Raw genomic sequence first — 15,141 nt, 5'->3', positions numbered from 1 at the left:
CGTCAGCCGTTCGCCCCGTCCCGATCCGGGCTGGAGGCCTGCGCCCAGAATCGACGCGGAATCCGCCCGGCCAACCGGGCATCCCACCCCGCCTGGACGGCCGACCGCATCGCCCTGGCCATCCGAGCCGGCTCGTTCGCCCTCGTCACAGCGGTGGCCAACAGGACGGCATCGCAACCCAGCTCCATCGCCAAGGCGGCATCCGATGCCGTGCCCACTCCGGCATCCAGTATCACCGGCACCCCGGCCCTGGCCACGATCAGCTCGATGTTGTGCGGATTGCGGATGCCCAGACCGGTGCCGATCGGCGAGCCCAACGGCATCACCGCAGCACAGCCGAGGCCCTCCAATCTGGTGGCCAACACCGGGTCGTCGTTGGTGTAGGCCAAGACCACGAAGCCGTCGGCGACCAGCTGCTCGGCGGCGTCCAGCAGTTCCACCGGATCCGGCAGCAGAGTGTCGTCATCGGCGACGACCTCCAACTTGACCCAGTTGGTCTGTAACGCCTCGCGTGCCAACCGGGCCGTCAACACCGCCTCGGCGGCGGTCCGCGAACCCGCCGTGTTCGGCAGGACCTCGATGCCCAGCCTGCGCAGCAGATCGAGTACTCCGGTACCGCCGGAGGTGTCGGTGCGTCGCATGCTCACGGTCGTCATCTCGGTGCCTGCGGCCACCAGCGCCCGTTCGAGTTCGAGTAGACCGGTGGCGCCACCGGTGCCCATGATGAGGCGGGAACCGAACTCGCGGCCGGCTATCGTCAACCTGTCGTCCACGGTGATCAGCCGCCCTGCACCGCGGTCAGCAGCTCCACGGTGTTCGTCGGTCGCAGCACGACCTCGGCCCACCGAGCCTTGGGCACCACGGCGCCGTCCACGGCCACCGCCACCCCGGACTCGGGTGCCCCGCAGGCGAGCAGCGCCTCGGCGACCGTGGCCCCCTCGGGGAGCTCGCGCTCCATTCCGTTGATTCGCACCTTCATCGCTGGGGTTCCTCCGAATCCGGCCCGACCGACGCCGAGCCGGTCGGGGAGTCGAGTCGCGCCGGGTCGGCGGCCCGCACAGCCGGTGTCACCGGCCGGTCGAGAAGCAGGTCCAGCACGGCCTCGGTGGTGATGGGGGTCAGCAGGAAACCGTTGCGGTGGTGGCCGGTGGCCACCAGCAGTCCGGGTTCCAGCACTCCGATGACGGGCAGGTTGTCCGGTGTGGCGGGCCGCAGTCCCGCGATGCACTCCAGCAGCTCGTACTCGGCGAGCGCGGGCAACAGGACCTCGGCGTCGCGCAGCAGGTCCCGGACCGAACCGGCGGTCACCGTGTCGTCGAAACCCGCCTCGTACTGGGTCGCACCCACGACCAGACCACCGTCGTCACGAGGCACCAGATACACCGGCCTGCCGCGCACCCGACCGCGAATCGTCCGCGTCGGCGGCGGGAGGGTGCCGTGCCGGGCGCGTAACCGAAGCACCTCGCCCTTGACCGGGAACACCGACCGAAGCCGCTCGTCCACCAGAGGACTCCACGGCCCAGCGGCGATCACGACCGCATCGAAATCCTCGACCTCGGCAACCGCGTCCGCAGGCCGGTCATCAGGCGGGATCGACCACACCCGACCGCCCGACACCGAAGTCACCCGCCTCGGCAGGAACCGGACCGCCAAGCGATCGCAGGCCGCACGTAGTGCCGTCAGCAGCAGCCGGTTGTCCACCGCCAGATCGTCGGGGACGGCCAGGCCCGTTCGCACCGCCGGACCGAGCGCGGGCTCCAAACGCCGCAGCGCACGGGCATCCAGCCGATCGACGGCTCGGTCGAGATGGGACAGATAATTCGCGAGTCGCTCCAGATCGTCCTGGTCGGCACGGTCGGCCGCGACCACCACGGTCCCCTCGGTGCGCAACCCGGGATTGCGACCGGCGGCCGAGGCCAGTTCGGCGGCGAACGCGGGCCAGGCCCGCAACGAGGCCGAACCCAACTCCAACAGGGCGTCCTCGCCGGGCCACGCCTCCGACACCGGGGCCAGCATCCCGCCTGCCACCCAGGACGCGCCGGAGCCCGGCCGAGGATCGAGAACGGTGACGGCGAAACCGGCGGCGGCGGCCCGCCAGGCGATCGATAAACCGATGACACCACCGCCGACGACGGCGATGTGTTGCGAATTCGGGCGTACTCCTACCACTGACACCACGCTCCCTGCGCCGGCATGACCCGGATCAGGTTCGACGGTCGGGGTCGGTAGACCCCCTCTCAGTCTGTTCCCACAGACTCCCGTGCGGACCGGGCTTCACCGTAGCCCCTCGGCACCCCTCAAAGCCACCATCACCCGGGCCCCGGTGTACCGAACGGCCAGTCGCTTCTACGCTGCGGACATGCCTGGGATGAGTGGTGAACAGCGTCGACGCCGGCTTGCCGATGCCCGGTTGTACCTCTGCACCGACGCCCGCCGAGAGCGTGGCGACCTCGCCGAATTCGTCGCGGCGGCCCTGCGCGGCGGGGTGGACATCGTGCAGTTACGAGACAAAGGCGGCGCCTCGGGGCCGTTGGAGGCGGCTGCGGAACTGGCCGCTTTAGAGGTGATCGCGGAATGCTGTGCCGAGTACGGCGCGCTGTTGGCGGTCAACGACCGCGCCGATCTCGCCCTGGCCTCGGGCGCCGATGTGCTGCACCTCGGCCAGGGCGACCTACCGGTGAGCTGGGCTCGACGGGTGATCGGCGACGAACCCGTCATCGGCCGCTCCACCCACGACCCGGCGCAGGCGGGCGCGGCTGCGACCCAGGCCGGTGTCGATTACTTCTGCACCGGGCCGTGTTGGCCGACTCCCACCAAACCCGGCCGAGCTGCGCCGGGTCTGGACCTGGTCCGCGACACCGCCCGCAGGCAGCGGGATGCGGCGTCGCCCCGGCCGTGGTTCGCCATCGGCGGGATCGATCGCGCCCGATTGGACGAGGTGCTCGCCGCAGGTGCCGAGCGGGTGGTGGTGGTTCGCGCGATCACCGAGGCCGAAGACCCGGAGGCGGCCGCGCGGAGCCTGGCCGAACCGCTACGCGCGGCGGCCCTGACCTGATTCGTCCGTGCGGGCGGGCCGGTGCGGTGACCGGCCCACCCGCGACGTCGAAGTAGGGCGGTCGATCAGAGCAGTCGATCGGCCAGGGTGCGGAAGGCGGGAAGCGGGTCGGCGCCCTCGGCGGTCAACACCTGCAGGCTGACGTGATCGGCGCCCGCATCGAAGTGTTCGGTCACCCGGGCGGCGATGGCATCGGCGTCACCCCAGGCGACCAGGGCGTCGATCAGCCGGTCGTTGCCGTCGTCGGCGATCTCCTCGTCGGTGAAGCCCAGCCTGCGCAGGTTGTTGATGTAGTTGCTGAGCTTCAGGTACGGGAAGGCCACCGGCGGCCGCCCGATGGCCCTGGCCCGCTGCGGATCGGTCTCCACGACGACCTTGTGCTCCACGGCCAACAGCTTGTCGGGGCCGACGATCTCCCGCGCCTGCTTGGTGTGCTCGGGCGTGGTCAGGTAGGGCAGCGCACCCGCCGTCCGGTCGGCCGCGAGCTGCAGGACCTTCGGTCCGAGCGCGGCCAGCGCCCGCCCCTCGACCGGAACACCCTCGGCGTCGAGTTCGTCCAGGTAGTCGACGATCGTGGCGTAGGGACGCCGGTAGTCGGAGGTGGCCTCGGGGTGCCCGATGCCGATGCCCAGCAGGAAACGGTCGGGATGCCGGGCCGCGATCCGGTGATAGGAAGCCGCCGCCTCGGCTGCGGGCACCTGCCAGATGTTGACGATGGACGTCGCGACCGTCAGCCGCTCCGTCTTATCGAGGATCGATTCGACCTGGCGGAGGTCGCCGGTCGGCGAACCACCGAGCGAGAGCGTCGCGAAACCCAACCGATCGAGTTCGACGGCGAGTTCGTCGGTAACCGCTGCTGCTGCGCGCCAGATCCCGATCCTGCCCAGCGTCACACTCATGAAGCGTCTCCCATTCGTCAACTTTCCGAGTTGCACCCGACCCGTAATTCAACGCCGGTCACCATGGTTTTATGCCGCACTTCGGCGGCCGTGCGGCGTGGCGTCGGACCGCACTCGCGGTAAATCGATGGACCCGGTGGGCCGGAGTTGTTTGGCTGGACCGATGAGCAGAGCCGATGTCTTTCGCGATCAATCCACGCTGATCGGTTCGATGGTGCGTTTGGAACCGCAGACCGAGCGCCATTTCGACGGCATCTGGGCGATGCTCGCCGACGAGGAGAGCAAGAAGCTGACCGGAACGCACCGGACCTTCACCGAGGACGAGATCCGGAACTGGTTGCGCACCAGGGCCGATCACCACGACCGGGCGGACTGGGCGGTCGTGCGTCGCGAGGACGACCGGGTCCTCGGCGAGGTGGTGCTCAACGATCTCGACCCGGACAACGACTCGGCGTCCTTCCGAATCGGCCTCGGCGGCCCGGGTGCGATCGGCCGGGGACACGGCACCGAGGCCACCCGATTGGTACTGGCCTACGCCTTCGATGTCGTAGGACTGCACCGGTTGGAGCTGGAGGTCTTCGACTTCAATACCAGGGCGCGGCACGTCTACGAGAAGTGCGGCTTCGTCGTGGAGGGCGTCCGGCGGCAGGCACTGAAGTGGGACGGCGAACGCCACGATGCGCTGGTGATGGCGGTCCTGGCCACCGATCCGCGACCTCGGCCTGCCGGTGCGGCGTGATCGGCGCCAAGACCTCGACCGGTGGCGGCCGCTGAGCATGCGATCGACGGGGACGCCGTGCAACGGGGCCGGGCGACGGCGAGCTCCGAGACGATCCCCTGGATCACTGTCGGGACCAGAACTCGGAGCGCGCGCCGCAGCTCGGCGACCGGACACAGCGGTCCGATCAACTGGTCACCAGACTGAGGCCGTGCGCGGACAGGATCGGGTTCACCGGTAGGAAGAAGGTGGTTCCGCCGCTGGAGCAGTTGCCGGATCCGCCGATCGCGATGCCCTGGGCCTGCGAGCCGGTGAGGAACAGCCCGCCGACGTCGCCCGGCTCGGCACAGACGTTGGTCCTGGTCACGCCGTGTATCGAACCTTCGGGGAACGACACGCTCTGGTTCTTGGCCTGGATCGTTCCGCAGCGGTATCCGGTGGTGTGGCCGACTCGGCAGACCTGTCCGCCGACCGACGTCTCGTTCGATCCGGTGATGGGGATGTTCTGGCCGCCCGGATTGGCGACCCAGCCGTGCAGCGTCACGGTGGGCAGGGTGGTCGCGAGTGTGTAGGCGAGGCTTGTATAGGCGATCGATCCGACCACAACGGACCCGACGCGGACCGTCGCACCGGGTGTTCCGCAACCGCCTGCGGTGACGAATCCCGTGGTCACGGTGAAGGACACGCGACAGGATTGCCCCGGCGTTCCCACGGTCACCAGCGTGCCGCCTGCGATCGCGGCGCTCTGTCGGGGTTCGGGCCGGGTCTCCGCCACTCGCGCGGAGTCTTGCGCCGAGTGGGTTGCCGCCGTCGATGGCGCGGCGGCTGCGGCGGTCGGTGTTCCGCCGCCGATCAGTGCCACTGCGGCGAGGGCCACGAGGATGCGTCTGAGAACTCTCATCGGGGTGCTCCCGGTTCGGGTGAGGGACGACTCGATCCGCGCGGCGTCATGATCGATTGTCGTGATCCGGACTCGGTGCCGCAGGCGGGCCGGATCGATCGCGATCGACGCACTCGCGGCGTGCACCGGTACGGGTGTCGTCGAACCGGGCGGGGCGATGCCTGCCCGAGCCGGAGAACCGAGAAGGGCCTCCGCGCGACACCGAGCCGCGCGGAGACTCCTCGGCCGTCCCGTCGCCAGAACCGCGACGTCGAGACGGTGTGCTGCCTAAGGTGATCAGCCGGTGGTCAGGCTCAGGCCGTACTGCGACAGGATCGGGTTGACCGGCTGGAAGTAGGTCGTCCCGCCGAAGCTGCAGTTGCCGGAGCCACCGGAGGTGACGCCCTGCGCCTGGTTGCCGGAGATGAACGAGCCGCCGGAGTCACCGGGCTCGGCGCAGACGTTGGTCCTGGTGAGACCGGAGACGGAGCCCTCCGCGTAGTTCACCGTCTGGTTGAAGGCGCCGACGGTGCCGCAGTGCCAGCCGGTGGTCGAGCCGGAGCGGCAGATCGAGCTGCCCACGGCGGCGACCGAGGAACCGCTGACGGTCACGACGTTGTTGTTGTACTGGTACACGTACGGGTCGGACTGCCAGTTGGAGTTGGTGCGCACCCAGCCCATGTCGCGGCCGGGGAAGATCGAGCCCGCCACCGAGCCCTGGGCCGCACCGTTGTAGCCGGTCGTCGAGGTGCCGACGCCGCCACAGTGGCCTGCGGTCACGAAGCCGCCCGCGACGGCGAAGCCGACCGAGCAACGGCTGTTGCCGGGGTAGTACGGGTCGCCGCCCCAGATCTCGTAGAAGGTCTCGGGGGCTTCCTCGGACTCCACCACGGTCACGGTCGCCGCGTCGACCTCGGCGTCGGCGACCAGGTCGGCACCGATCGCGGCGCTGCCGGGCGTCACGGTCAGCACGACGACGTTCTCGGTCGGGTCGACGTAGAAACCGGTGACGTCGCTGGGCAGTTCGCCCACCGCGTTCAGCGCCTCGGTAACTCCGACCAGCGTGCTCTCGCTGTGCTCGACCAATTCGGCCGTCGCGCCCTCGGCGCGGACCTGGGCGGCGGCCTCGGCGGAGGTCACACCGACGACGAGCGAGCCGGTGGCGGCGTCGAAGCTGGCCCCACCGAAGGTGGTCCCCAGATCGGCACGCAACTCCTCGGCGAGCGCACCCGCCTCGGCTTCCTGATCGATCCTGCTCAATGCCTGGGTCTCGGTGAGACCGAGGTCCCGCTGCATGGCCAGCAGCATGTCCGGTTCGACGGTGGCAGCCGCCTCGGTGCGGGACTCGGTTTCGACGGAGTCGGCGGTCGCGGGCATGGCGATGGCGACGGCGGTTCCGGCCGTCGCGACCACTGCGGCCGCCAGTCTGCCGACGGTGAGACGTCTCATCTTCGCTCCCATTGTCGTGACGATCCGACCGATGCGGTCTCGCCTGATCGGCCGGAATCGCGGGGGTGTCGCGGAATGGAGGGACGAATCGGTGCTGGGATCGATCAACGCTGATCAATCATCGTGGTGCGAGGCCGTCCCGGTGTCCGGGAATGGCACCGGGACGGCCTTTCGGGAATTCACCTGCGTTCAGGAATCACGATGTGCAGGTGATCGGTGGTGCATGATCAGCCGCGCACCAGCGACAGGCCGTAGCGGCTCAGGATCGGGTTGACCGGCTGGAAGTAGGTCGTTCCGCCGAAGCTGCAGTTACCCGAGCCACCGGAGGTGACGCCCTGGGCCTGGCTGCCGCTCAACCACGAACCGCCGGAGTCGCCACCCTCGGCGCAGGCGTTGGTGCGGGTCATGCCCCGGACGGCGCCCTGTGCGTAGTTCACCGTCTGGTTCTTGGCCTGGATGGTGCCGCAGCGCCATCCGGTGGTGGAGCCGGAGCGGCAGATCGAGGCACCGATGGCGGCCTCGGTGGAGCCCGCGACCGCGACGGTGCCGCCGTTGTAGCGGTTCACCACGCCACGCGGGACCCAGTTGGAGTTGGTGCGGACCCAGCCCATGTCGCTGCCGGGGAAGACCGAGCCCGCGACGCTGCCGGAGGCGACCCGGTTGCTGCCCTGGGTGGCGGTGCCGACGCCGCCGCAGTGGCCCGCCGTCACGTAGCCACCGTTGACCGAGAAGCCGATGGAGCAACGGCTTCCGCCGAAGTAGTAGGCGTCGCCACCCCGCACGTCGTACAGGGTCTTCGGCGCCTCGTCGCTCTCCACCACGGTGACGTCGGCGCTGCTGAGCCCGGCGTCGGCGAGCAGCTGGGCGCCCGCCTCGGTCGAGTCCGCGACGTCGTCGGCGACGGTCATGACCACCGTGTTCTGCTCGACGTCGACGTACCAGCCGGTGATGCTCGCGGGAATCGAGTCCGCGTGCGTGTCGAGCTTGGCTGCCACGCCCTCGAGGGTCGTCAGGTTGGTGTCGACGACCTCGCCGATCGCACCGGCTGCCCGAACCTCCGCCAGATCGGCGCTGTCGGTGACCCCGACGACCAGCTTGCCCGCGTCGGCGTCGAATCTGGCGCCTGCGAAGGTGCTGCCGAGCGAGGACTTCAGCGAAGTCTCGGTGTCGACGGCCGCCGCCTCCTGGGTGAGCCGGGTCCGGGCCTCGGCCTCGGTCAGGCCGAGGTCGCGCTCCATCGCGGAGAGCATCTGCGGCGAGACCAGGTCGAGCTCGGGGGTGGTGGCCGTCGTCGGGTCGGCGGCCGCGGGCAGGGTGAGGGCGACCGTGGTACCGGCCACCGCCAGGAACGCGGCGGCGATACGCGCCGCGCTGAGCTGCTTCATCTTCTGTCTCCCATGGTTTGTGTTCAGGGACACGCCGGGGCGGACTCGGGTTGAACGAGCCGCGCTTTCCGGTAGGGCGACTCCGGGATCACCCGGTTTCTTTCCGTGCTCTCCAAGCGCTCGAGTTCGCCGAAAGAGGGGTCGAGCCAGGTGGGGGGAATTGCAAGTGATCGAACCGAGAGCGAATGCGGCGACGACCCGTCTTTTCCGATGGAGATCCCCTTACGAGGACACCTATTCGGCGTGTGGGACGGAGTTCTCATCGACGCTTTCTCCGCTCTGTTGGGGGGACCGATCACATGAATCGAGAAGCCCTTGCCATGGGAGTTTTGGCCGGTGATCTTGTTACGGATATCCGCCATTCGAGGCTAAAAGTGTCATAGACGCCCGAAAGTTTGTGACGGAAAGTAATGGCAGGAAAGATCATAATCGCTGGTCAGCCGGCGGGGACCAGTCCGGCGGCCTCAGTGGTCGGCCGTCAGGCGGCCCGATGGTCTAGCCGCGATACGGCCGTTCGGCCCAGCCCAGGCACAAGCAAAGCCGCTCTCACCCATCTGGGTGAGAGCGGCTTCGGTGTCAGCGCCGAGCTCGGTTGGAGGACGACGAGAACGGCGATGTTTCGCTGGTGATCAGCCGGTGACGAGGGTCAGGCCGTACTCCGACAGGATCGGGTTGAGGGGCTGGAAGAAGGTCGTTCCGCCGAAGCTGCAGTTGCCGGAACCACCGGAAGTGACACCCTGCGCCTCGGTGCCGCTCAACCAGGAGCCGCCCGAGTCGCCGCCCTCGGCGCACGCGCTGGTCTGGGTGAGGCCGTTGACGGTGCCCTGCGGGTAGCTGACGCTCTGGCCCTTGCCCTCGATCTCGCCACACTGCCAGCCGGTGGTGGAACCGGAACGGCAGATCGACGCGCCGACGGCGGCCTCGGTCGAGCCCGTCACGGTGACGGTGCCGCCCTCGTAGTCGTTGACCAGCGGGGCAGGGGTCCAGCTCGAGTTCGTCTCGACCCAGGCCATGTCGGCGCCGGGGAAGGTGGAGCCCGCGACGGTGCCCAGCGCGCTGTTGTCGCTGCCCTGGGTGGCCGTGCCGACGGTGCCGCAGTGGCCTGCCGTCACGTATCCGCCCTCGACCGAGAAACCGATCGAGCAACGGCTGCCGCCGAAGTAGTACGGGTCGCCGCCCACGATGTCCGCGAGCGGAACCGGCGAGCCCTTCTCCTCGACGACGGTGACGGCGTCGCTGAGCGCGCCGGCCTCGGCGAGGAACGCCTCGGTGGCCGCATCGACCGCGGTCTCGTCGACGGTCACGACGACGGAGTTGTCGGCCGCGTTGACGCCCCAGCTGTTGATGCCCGCAGGCACGTCCTTGGCGAGCGTGTCGATCGAGGACACGACCGACTCGAGTTCCTGCACGCCGTATTCGACGACGTTCGGGACCGCGCCTGCGGCCCGAACCTCGGCTGCGGCGTCGGCGTCGGTGACACCGACGACCAGCTTGCCGAGTTCGGAGTCGAACACCGCACCGCCGAAGGTGGAACCCAGGGTGTCCCGTAACTCGGTCTCCGCCGTGACCGCGCGAGCCTCCTGCGCGATCCGGGCGGTTGCCTGCGCCTCGGTGAGTCCGAGATCGCGCTGCATCGCGGTCAGCATCTCCGGTGCCACGGTGGTTTTCGGCGACTCCGCCGCCGGGTCCGCAGCGGTGTCCGCCACGGCCGGGAAGGACAGTCCGACGGCGGTTCCCGCCGCGAGAACCATGGCTCCGGTAACGCGAGCCGCGAATCTGCGATTCATCAGTTGTCTCCTCGTGGATACGAGTGCTGGGACAACCCCGCGGGCAGGGACTCTGGCAGGGGCCTGCCCGCGGGAACTTCCGTCGTGATGGCCGCCTCGTCGTCGTGCCTCGACCGGCCCGTCGAGCTCTGCCTCGCGCGTCTTGGTCGGATGCGGTTCGGCGCTGCCCTCGAGAGCCGGTCGACGCGCTCCAACGAGCCCGCCGCCTGAGCTGGTTTCTCAGACCATTTCGGGTGAACCTCCACCCGTTGGAAGTGAAGTTATTGTCACGTAACCAGTCTGCGGAAGCCGCCATTTGGGGGAACGGGCGCCTAAATCTGCGTCATTTGGCCCACTCTGAGTGATCTACCCCCCGGTACGGTCACCTAAAGTGATCGAATGTCGCGCGGTGTTGTTGCTTGGCAACGGATGGCGACGCGCAATCCGTCAGAAGTAGACGTACCAATGTCGGACGTCCGAGATGTGGGAAATCGGTCCTCGATGGACACTCGCCGATCGGTTCTCGTGGCCGCCGACCGGACGGTCGACGGCCACGGACGTGACCCATTTCACGGCGCAGCCGAGACCGGCGGGTGGGCGCCTCCAGCGGCCGGTTCCCGCCGCTCGAATCCCTGCTCGGCTCGCCGGCTATCGCCCGTCGAGCGGCGGGTTGAGGCGTGCGACGAACTTGTACCGGTCGCCCCGATACAGCGAGCGAACCCACTCGACCGGCTCACCCGTGGTGTCGAACGAGTGTCGGGAGAGAAGCAGCATCGGCAGGCCGATCTCGGAGCCGAGCAGTTCGGCCTCCTCCGGGCTGGCCAACGCGGTCTCGATGGTCTCCTCGGCGTGCCCCAGTTCCACGCCGAATCGTTCCCGCAGCACCTCGTAGAGCGAACCGCCATTGGCGATATGTCTGCGCAGTCCCCGGAAGCGGCCGAGCGCCAGATGCGTCGTCTCGATGGCCATCGGCTCGCCGTCGGCCAGCCGCAGCCGCCGCAAGCGCAGTACCTTGGCCCCCGCCTTGACATCCAGCAGCCTGGCCAGCTCCGTCTCGGCGGGCAGCTCGTCGGATTCCAGCATTCGCGAGGCGGGTTGCCTGCCCTGGGCCCGCATGTCCTCGGTGTACGAGGACAGCTGGAGACGTTGCGCCACCTTGGGTTCCGCGGCGAAGGTGCCCTTGCCCTGCACCCGGAGCAGCCTGCCCTCCACCGTGAGCTCGGCGAGCGCCTGCCGGACGGTGGTCCTGGAGACGTCGAAATCCGCCGCCAGCGACCGTTCGGTGGGGATGGGTGTCCCCGGGGGCATCGAGCGCAGTAGGTCGAGCAGGTGGCGTTTCAAGCCCCAGTACTTGGGCTCCCGCTGGACACGGACCGGCGATCCGCCGCCGGGCGTCGTACCGAGCATGGCCTCCTCCTCACTTGAGAACCGAATTTTCATACCTCATCTCGAACCTCCATCATGCGGTTCTTTCCGATTGCGGCCGGTTGGTTCCCGCACTGTGGTGCCGCCGCGTGCTGAGAGCGGTTCGCCCCGCCCGCGATGTCCGGCGCGGATCGGTAGTCGACCGGCGTCACCGACGATGGATCGCCGGACCTCGGTTATCCCTTTCAGTCTCGCCGATGGCGGACTGCTCCGGTGGCGGCATCACCCTGCTCGATGGTGTGGCGGTAGCCACCGATTCGCGACCGGCTGGAATCGGCCGCGCCGGTTGCCCGTCCCGCTCGCCGCTGCGGCCGGAGGCGCCCGGCGGGCCGCCTGCCGCCCTTGGGGTGCGGGACGAATTCACCCTGGTCGGGCGGTCGGCCGGATCGCCCTATTGCAACGTCTTCGGCAACGGTCTTGACATGCCTTGTGACGCCACCCACCCTCGTCCCATTGGTCTACACCACTTTTGGTGATTCTGGGATCTACTGGGTCGCTCAGGAGTCCCGGGGGAGAAGGGCGGACACATGAAGCGCTGGACGAGGGTGGCGGCGGGAGCCGCCTCGGTTGCCTTGTTGGCGACGGGTTGCGCGGGAACCGGTGGCGGGGGCGGCACCGGCGACGCGGAGACGCTGACGGTCTGGACGATGGACGGCTCGCTCACCGACGAGCACGCAACCGCGTTGCACGCCGAATTCGAGGAGCAGACCGGCGTCCGCGTCGAGCACGTCGTGCAGCAGTGGAACGGCGTCCAAGACCTGCTGACGACCGCACTGGCGAGCAACAACCCGCCCGACGTGATCGAGCTCGGCAACACCCAGCACCCGTCATTCTCCGCCGAGGGCGTGCTGTTGGACCTCACCGACTGGAAGGACGACCTGGCCGGCGACCAATGGCTGGCCGGGCTCGCCGAGTCGGCCGAGTACGAGGGCGCCGTCTACGGCGTTCCGCTGCTGGCCGCCAACCGCGTCGTGGCCTACCGCACGGACCTGTTCGAGCAGGCCGACGTGGAACCGCCGACCTCGTGGGACGAGTGGATCACCGCGATCGAGGCCTTAGAGGAGACCCACGGCGACTCCGGCGAGTTCCAGTCGCTGTACCTGCCGGGACAGTCCTGGTACGCCCTACTGTCGATGATCTGGGACAACGGCGGTGAGATCGCCACCGAGTCCGACGGAACCTGGACGGGCGCGCTGGACTCCCCCGAGGCGCGGGCGGGCATCGAGGCCTACCGCGAACTCGTCGAGACCTCCGACACCTCGGCGGCCAAGGACACCGACGAGGCCGAGCCGCAGCAGTTCGAGGTCTTCGCAGGCGGCGAGGTCGCTCAGATGATCTCCGTGCCGTGGGAGGTCGCCAGCGCGATCGAGGCCGCCCCCGAGCTCGCCGAGAACGTGTCGGCCTTCCCGATCCCCTCCATCGACGGCGGACCGGCACCGGTCTTCCTCGGCGGACAGAACCTCGCGGTACCGATCGGCTCGGACAGCCCCGAGCTGGCCAAGACCTACCTGGAGCTGTTCACCAGCCCCGAATACCAGGCGTTGATCGCCGAGAACGGTGCCGTGCCGGGCGCGTCAACCGACACCAGCGCGCTGGACGAGAACCCCATCACCGCCGCGATGGCCGAGGCCTCCGCAGCGGGGCGCGCCGTTCCGACGTCGCCGAACTGGGCGGCCGTCGAGGTGCAGAACCCGATCAAGGAGATGCTGACCGCGTACCTGACGGATGCCGCATCCCTGGAGGACGCCTCCGAGTCGGCCTCCACCGCCCTGACCGACACACTGAGCGGCTGACTGCGCTGAGATGACTGCGACCGCGATCCAGACCACTCCGCCGCCACGGCGCCGCCTCGAAACCCTGTTGCCGTACCTGCTGCTCGCTCCGGCGTTGATCACGCTGCTGGTGTTGCTCGGGTATCCGGCGCTCTCCGTGCTGACCACGAGCTTCCGCGAACTCGGTCGGGGCGAGCTCGTCAGAGGCGAGGTCGTCTGGACCGGGTTCGACAACTACCTCGAGGTCATCGGCGACTCCGAGTTCTGGCTCATCACGCTGCGGACGGTGCTCTTCACCGCCGCCTGTGTCGTGCTGACCATCGGTATCGCCCTGTTGTTGGCGCTGTTGATGCGCCAGCTGACCAGTGGGGTACGCCTGTTCCTCCAGGTCGCCTTGCTGCTTGCCTGGGCGATGCCGCAATTGTCGGCCACCACCGTCTTCCAATGGATCTTCGATCAGAACTACGGAATCCTGAACAAGACACTGGTGGCCATCGGCCTCGACGGATTCGAACGATATTCCTGGTTCACCACCGGACTCTCCACCATGGCGATCATCGCGACCTTGATCGTCTGGCAGGCGGTGCCCTTCGTCGCGATGACGCTCTACGCCGCCGTGGTCAGCATTCCGCAGGACCAGTACGAATCCGCCGGGCTGGACGGGGCCAGCTCGTGGCAGACGTTCCGCAACGTCACGCTGCCGCCGCTGGCCCCGATGCTGGCGTTGGTCACCTTCATGTCGATCCTGTGGGACTTCAAGGTGTTCGCTCAGGTCTGGGCCTTCCGTGAGGGCGGCCCGAGCGGCGGCAGCACCACGATGCCCGTTCTGCAGTACGTCGAAGGCATCGCGCGGGGCAACTTCGGACTCGCCGCCGCGATCAGCGTGCTCATGGTGATCGTCCTGATGGCGATCAGTGCCCAATACCTCCGACTACTGCTGCGTGCGCAGGGGAGCGAACGATGAGGCCCCGCAAGGCCACCAGGACCTGGCTGTCGGTCCTCGCCATCGCGATCGGCGTGGTGTACCTGTTCCCTGTCTACTGGATGGTGAGCAGTTCCGTGAAGCCCGCGAACCAGATCACCTCGCTGGCCTACGACCTGGTCCCACTGGGCTTCACCCTCGATCACTACCTCACCGTGCTCACCGAGTCGGACTTCCTGATCTACCTGCGCAACAGCGTGATCGTGACGGTGACCGCGGTGGCCCTCGCAGTCCTGTCCGGCTTGTTCGCCGCGCTGGCGTTGTCCCGGTTCCGCTTCCGGGGTCGCAAGGGCTTCGTGTTGATGGTGTTGATCGTGCAGATGGCGCCGTTCGAGGCGTTGCTGATCCCGATGTTCTTGTTCATGCGGGACACCAACCTGCTCGATACCCTGCCCTCGTTGATCCTGGTGTACTGGGTGATCACCCTGCCGTTCACGCTGTGGACGCTGCGCAACTTCGTCAACGGCATCCCGATCGACCTGGAAGAGGCCGCGATGGTCGATGGGTGCGGCCGATTCCAGGCCTTCTGGAAGGTGACCTTCCCGTTGCTGGGGCCCGGCCTGGTGGCGTGTTCGGTGTTCGCCTTCATCACCGCGTGGAACGAGTTCCTCTACGCGCTGGTGTTGATGCCGAGCGGCAACGGGCAGACCCTGCCGATCTTCCTCCAGTCGTTCACCTCCGTCTTCGGGGTCAACTGGGGGGCGACCATGGCCACCTCGACGCTGTTCATGCTGCCGGTCGTCGCGTTCTTCGTGATCGTGCAGCGCAACCTGGTCTCCGGCGTCACCGCCGGTGCCGTGAAGGGATGAC

Annotated in this window: 14 protein-coding genes and 1 riboswitch; of the genes, 5 read left to right on the top strand and 9 right to left on the bottom strand. The window is 68.4% G+C overall.

What is annotated here, in order from left to right; all coding sequences use genetic code 11:
* Positions 1–2: 2 nt before the first annotated feature.
* The 3 genes from BKA25_RS25140 to thiO form a co-directional block, all read right to left on the bottom strand.
* Positions 3–773, bottom strand: a complete 771-nt coding sequence (locus tag BKA25_RS25140; protein WP_069846156.1) for a thiazole synthase — start codon at positions 771–773, stop codon at positions 3–5.
* A 5-nt stretch (positions 774–778) separates the two neighbouring features.
* Positions 779–979 (bottom strand): sulfur carrier protein ThiS, encoded by a 201-nt coding sequence (gene thiS / locus BKA25_RS25135; protein ID WP_069846158.1) that lies wholly within the window; start codon positions 977–979, stop codon positions 779–781.
* Positions 976–2,175 (bottom strand): glycine oxidase ThiO, encoded by a 1,200-nt coding sequence (gene thiO, locus BKA25_RS25130; RefSeq protein ID WP_236750458.1) that lies wholly within the window; start codon positions 2,173–2,175, stop codon positions 976–978. The genes thiS and thiO overlap by 4 nt, the downstream gene beginning before the upstream one ends.
* A riboswitch (TPP riboswitch) is annotated at positions 2,164–2,272 on the bottom strand. (Overlaps the previous gene by 12 nt.)
* A gap of 87 nt (positions 2,273–2,359) precedes the next feature.
* On the opposite strand from thiO, the gene thiE reads away from it, so the two are divergent.
* Positions 2,360–3,055 (top strand): thiamine phosphate synthase, encoded by a 696-nt coding sequence (gene thiE / locus BKA25_RS25125; RefSeq protein ID WP_069846160.1) that lies wholly within the window; start codon positions 2,360–2,362, stop codon positions 3,053–3,055.
* Between the two features lie 65 nt (positions 3,056–3,120).
* Here thiE and BKA25_RS25120 read toward each other — a convergent pair whose 3' ends face one another.
* A complete protein-coding gene (locus BKA25_RS25120; RefSeq protein WP_069846161.1) occupies positions 3,121–3,954 on the bottom strand; it encodes an LLM class F420-dependent oxidoreductase in 834 nt (277 codons plus the stop codon).
* 163 nt (positions 3,955–4,117) lie between these two features.
* Here BKA25_RS25120 and BKA25_RS25115 point away from each other — a divergent pair, with 163 nt between their 5' ends.
* A complete protein-coding gene (locus BKA25_RS25115; protein WP_069846163.1) occupies positions 4,118–4,693 on the top strand; it encodes a GNAT family N-acetyltransferase in 576 nt (191 codons plus the stop codon).
* A gap of 166 nt (positions 4,694–4,859) precedes the next feature.
* Here the strand turns inward: BKA25_RS25115 and BKA25_RS25110 are convergent, their stop codons facing one another.
* The 5 genes from BKA25_RS25110 to BKA25_RS25090 all read right to left on the bottom strand — a co-directional run bounded on the left by BKA25_RS25110 (position 4,860) and on the right by BKA25_RS25090 (position 11,559).
* Positions 4,860–5,573, bottom strand: coding sequence for a S1 family peptidase (locus BKA25_RS25110; protein ID WP_157420903.1), 714 nt, complete (start codon positions 5,571–5,573; stop codon positions 4,860–4,862).
* 276 nt (positions 5,574–5,849) lie between these two features.
* Positions 5,850–7,001 (bottom strand): S1 family peptidase, encoded by a 1,152-nt coding sequence (locus BKA25_RS25105; RefSeq protein WP_069853187.1) that lies wholly within the window; start codon positions 6,999–7,001, stop codon positions 5,850–5,852.
* A gap of 227 nt (positions 7,002–7,228) precedes the next feature.
* A complete protein-coding gene (locus tag BKA25_RS25100; protein WP_069846166.1) occupies positions 7,229–8,386 on the bottom strand; it encodes a S1 family peptidase in 1,158 nt (385 codons plus the stop codon).
* 629 nt (positions 8,387–9,015) lie between these two features.
* Entirely contained in the window at positions 9,016–10,173 is a 1,158-nt protein-coding gene (locus tag BKA25_RS25095) for a S1 family peptidase (protein WP_069846168.1), read from the bottom strand.
* A gap of 627 nt (positions 10,174–10,800) precedes the next feature.
* Positions 10,801–11,559 carry a GntR family transcriptional regulator gene (locus BKA25_RS25090; protein WP_069846169.1) on the bottom strand — a complete coding sequence of 253 codons (759 nt, stop codon included), beginning with the start codon at positions 11,557–11,559 and terminating at the stop codon, positions 10,801–10,803.
* Between the two features lie 545 nt (positions 11,560–12,104).
* On the opposite strand from BKA25_RS25090, the gene BKA25_RS25085 reads away from it, so the two are divergent.
* The 3 genes from BKA25_RS25085 to BKA25_RS25075 are packed head-to-tail and all read left to right on the top strand — an operon-like array spanning position 12,105 to position 15,140.
* Entirely contained in the window at positions 12,105–13,370 is a 1,266-nt protein-coding gene (locus BKA25_RS25085) for an extracellular solute-binding protein (RefSeq protein WP_069846171.1), read from the top strand.
* Between the two features lie 10 nt (positions 13,371–13,380).
* Entirely contained in the window at positions 13,381–14,313 is a 933-nt protein-coding gene (locus BKA25_RS25080; RefSeq protein WP_069846173.1) for a carbohydrate ABC transporter permease, read from the top strand.
* On the top strand, positions 14,310–15,140 hold the full coding sequence (locus tag BKA25_RS25075) for a carbohydrate ABC transporter permease (protein WP_069846174.1): 831 nt from the start codon (positions 14,310–14,312) through the stop codon (positions 15,138–15,140). Before BKA25_RS25080 ends, BKA25_RS25075 begins: the two co-directional genes overlap by 4 nt.
* Position 15,141: the final 1 nt, after the last annotated feature.

The organism is Actinoalloteichus hymeniacidonis, from assembly GCF_014203365.1.
Classification (GTDB): Bacteria; Actinomycetota; Actinomycetes; order Mycobacteriales; family Pseudonocardiaceae; genus Actinoalloteichus_A; species Actinoalloteichus_A hymeniacidonis.
The sequence above is the reverse complement of the archived record's forward strand: the minus strand, read 5'-3'. Positions and strand labels throughout refer to the sequence as shown.

Bases quoted from the DNA above. Each gene is read 5' to 3' on its own strand.
- BKA25_RS25090 (WP_069846169.1), bottom strand. From the start codon at position 11,559: ATGCTCGGTACGACGCCCGGCGGCGGATCGCCGGTCCGTGTCCAGCGG.
- thiE (WP_069846160.1), top strand. From the start codon at position 2,360: ATGCCTGGGATGAGTGGTGAACAGCGTCGACGCCGGCTTGCCGATGCC.
- BKA25_RS25105 (WP_069853187.1), bottom strand. From the start codon at position 7,001: ATGAGACGTCTCACCGTCGGCAGACTGGCGGCCGCAGTGGTCGCGACG.
- thiS (WP_069846158.1), bottom strand. From the start codon at position 979: ATGAAGGTGCGAATCAACGGAATGGAGCGCGAGCTCCCCGAGGGGGCC.
- BKA25_RS25080 (WP_069846173.1), top strand. From the start codon at position 13,381: ATGACTGCGACCGCGATCCAGACCACTCCGCCGCCACGGCGCCGCCTC.
- BKA25_RS25100 (WP_069846166.1), bottom strand. From the start codon at position 8,386: ATGAAGCAGCTCAGCGCGGCGCGTATCGCCGCCGCGTTCCTGGCGGTG.
- BKA25_RS25115 (WP_069846163.1), top strand. From the start codon at position 4,118: ATGAGCAGAGCCGATGTCTTTCGCGATCAATCCACGCTGATCGGTTCG.
- BKA25_RS25120 (WP_069846161.1), bottom strand. From the start codon at position 3,954: ATGAGTGTGACGCTGGGCAGGATCGGGATCTGGCGCGCAGCAGCAGCG.
- BKA25_RS25075 (WP_069846174.1), top strand. From the start codon at position 14,310: ATGAGGCCCCGCAAGGCCACCAGGACCTGGCTGTCGGTCCTCGCCATC.
- BKA25_RS25095 (WP_069846168.1), bottom strand. From the start codon at position 10,173: ATGAATCGCAGATTCGCGGCTCGCGTTACCGGAGCCATGGTTCTCGCG.
- BKA25_RS25110 (WP_157420903.1), bottom strand. From the start codon at position 5,573: ATGAGAGTTCTCAGACGCATCCTCGTGGCCCTCGCCGCAGTGGCACTG.
- BKA25_RS25085 (WP_069846171.1), top strand. From the start codon at position 12,105: ATGAAGCGCTGGACGAGGGTGGCGGCGGGAGCCGCCTCGGTTGCCTTG.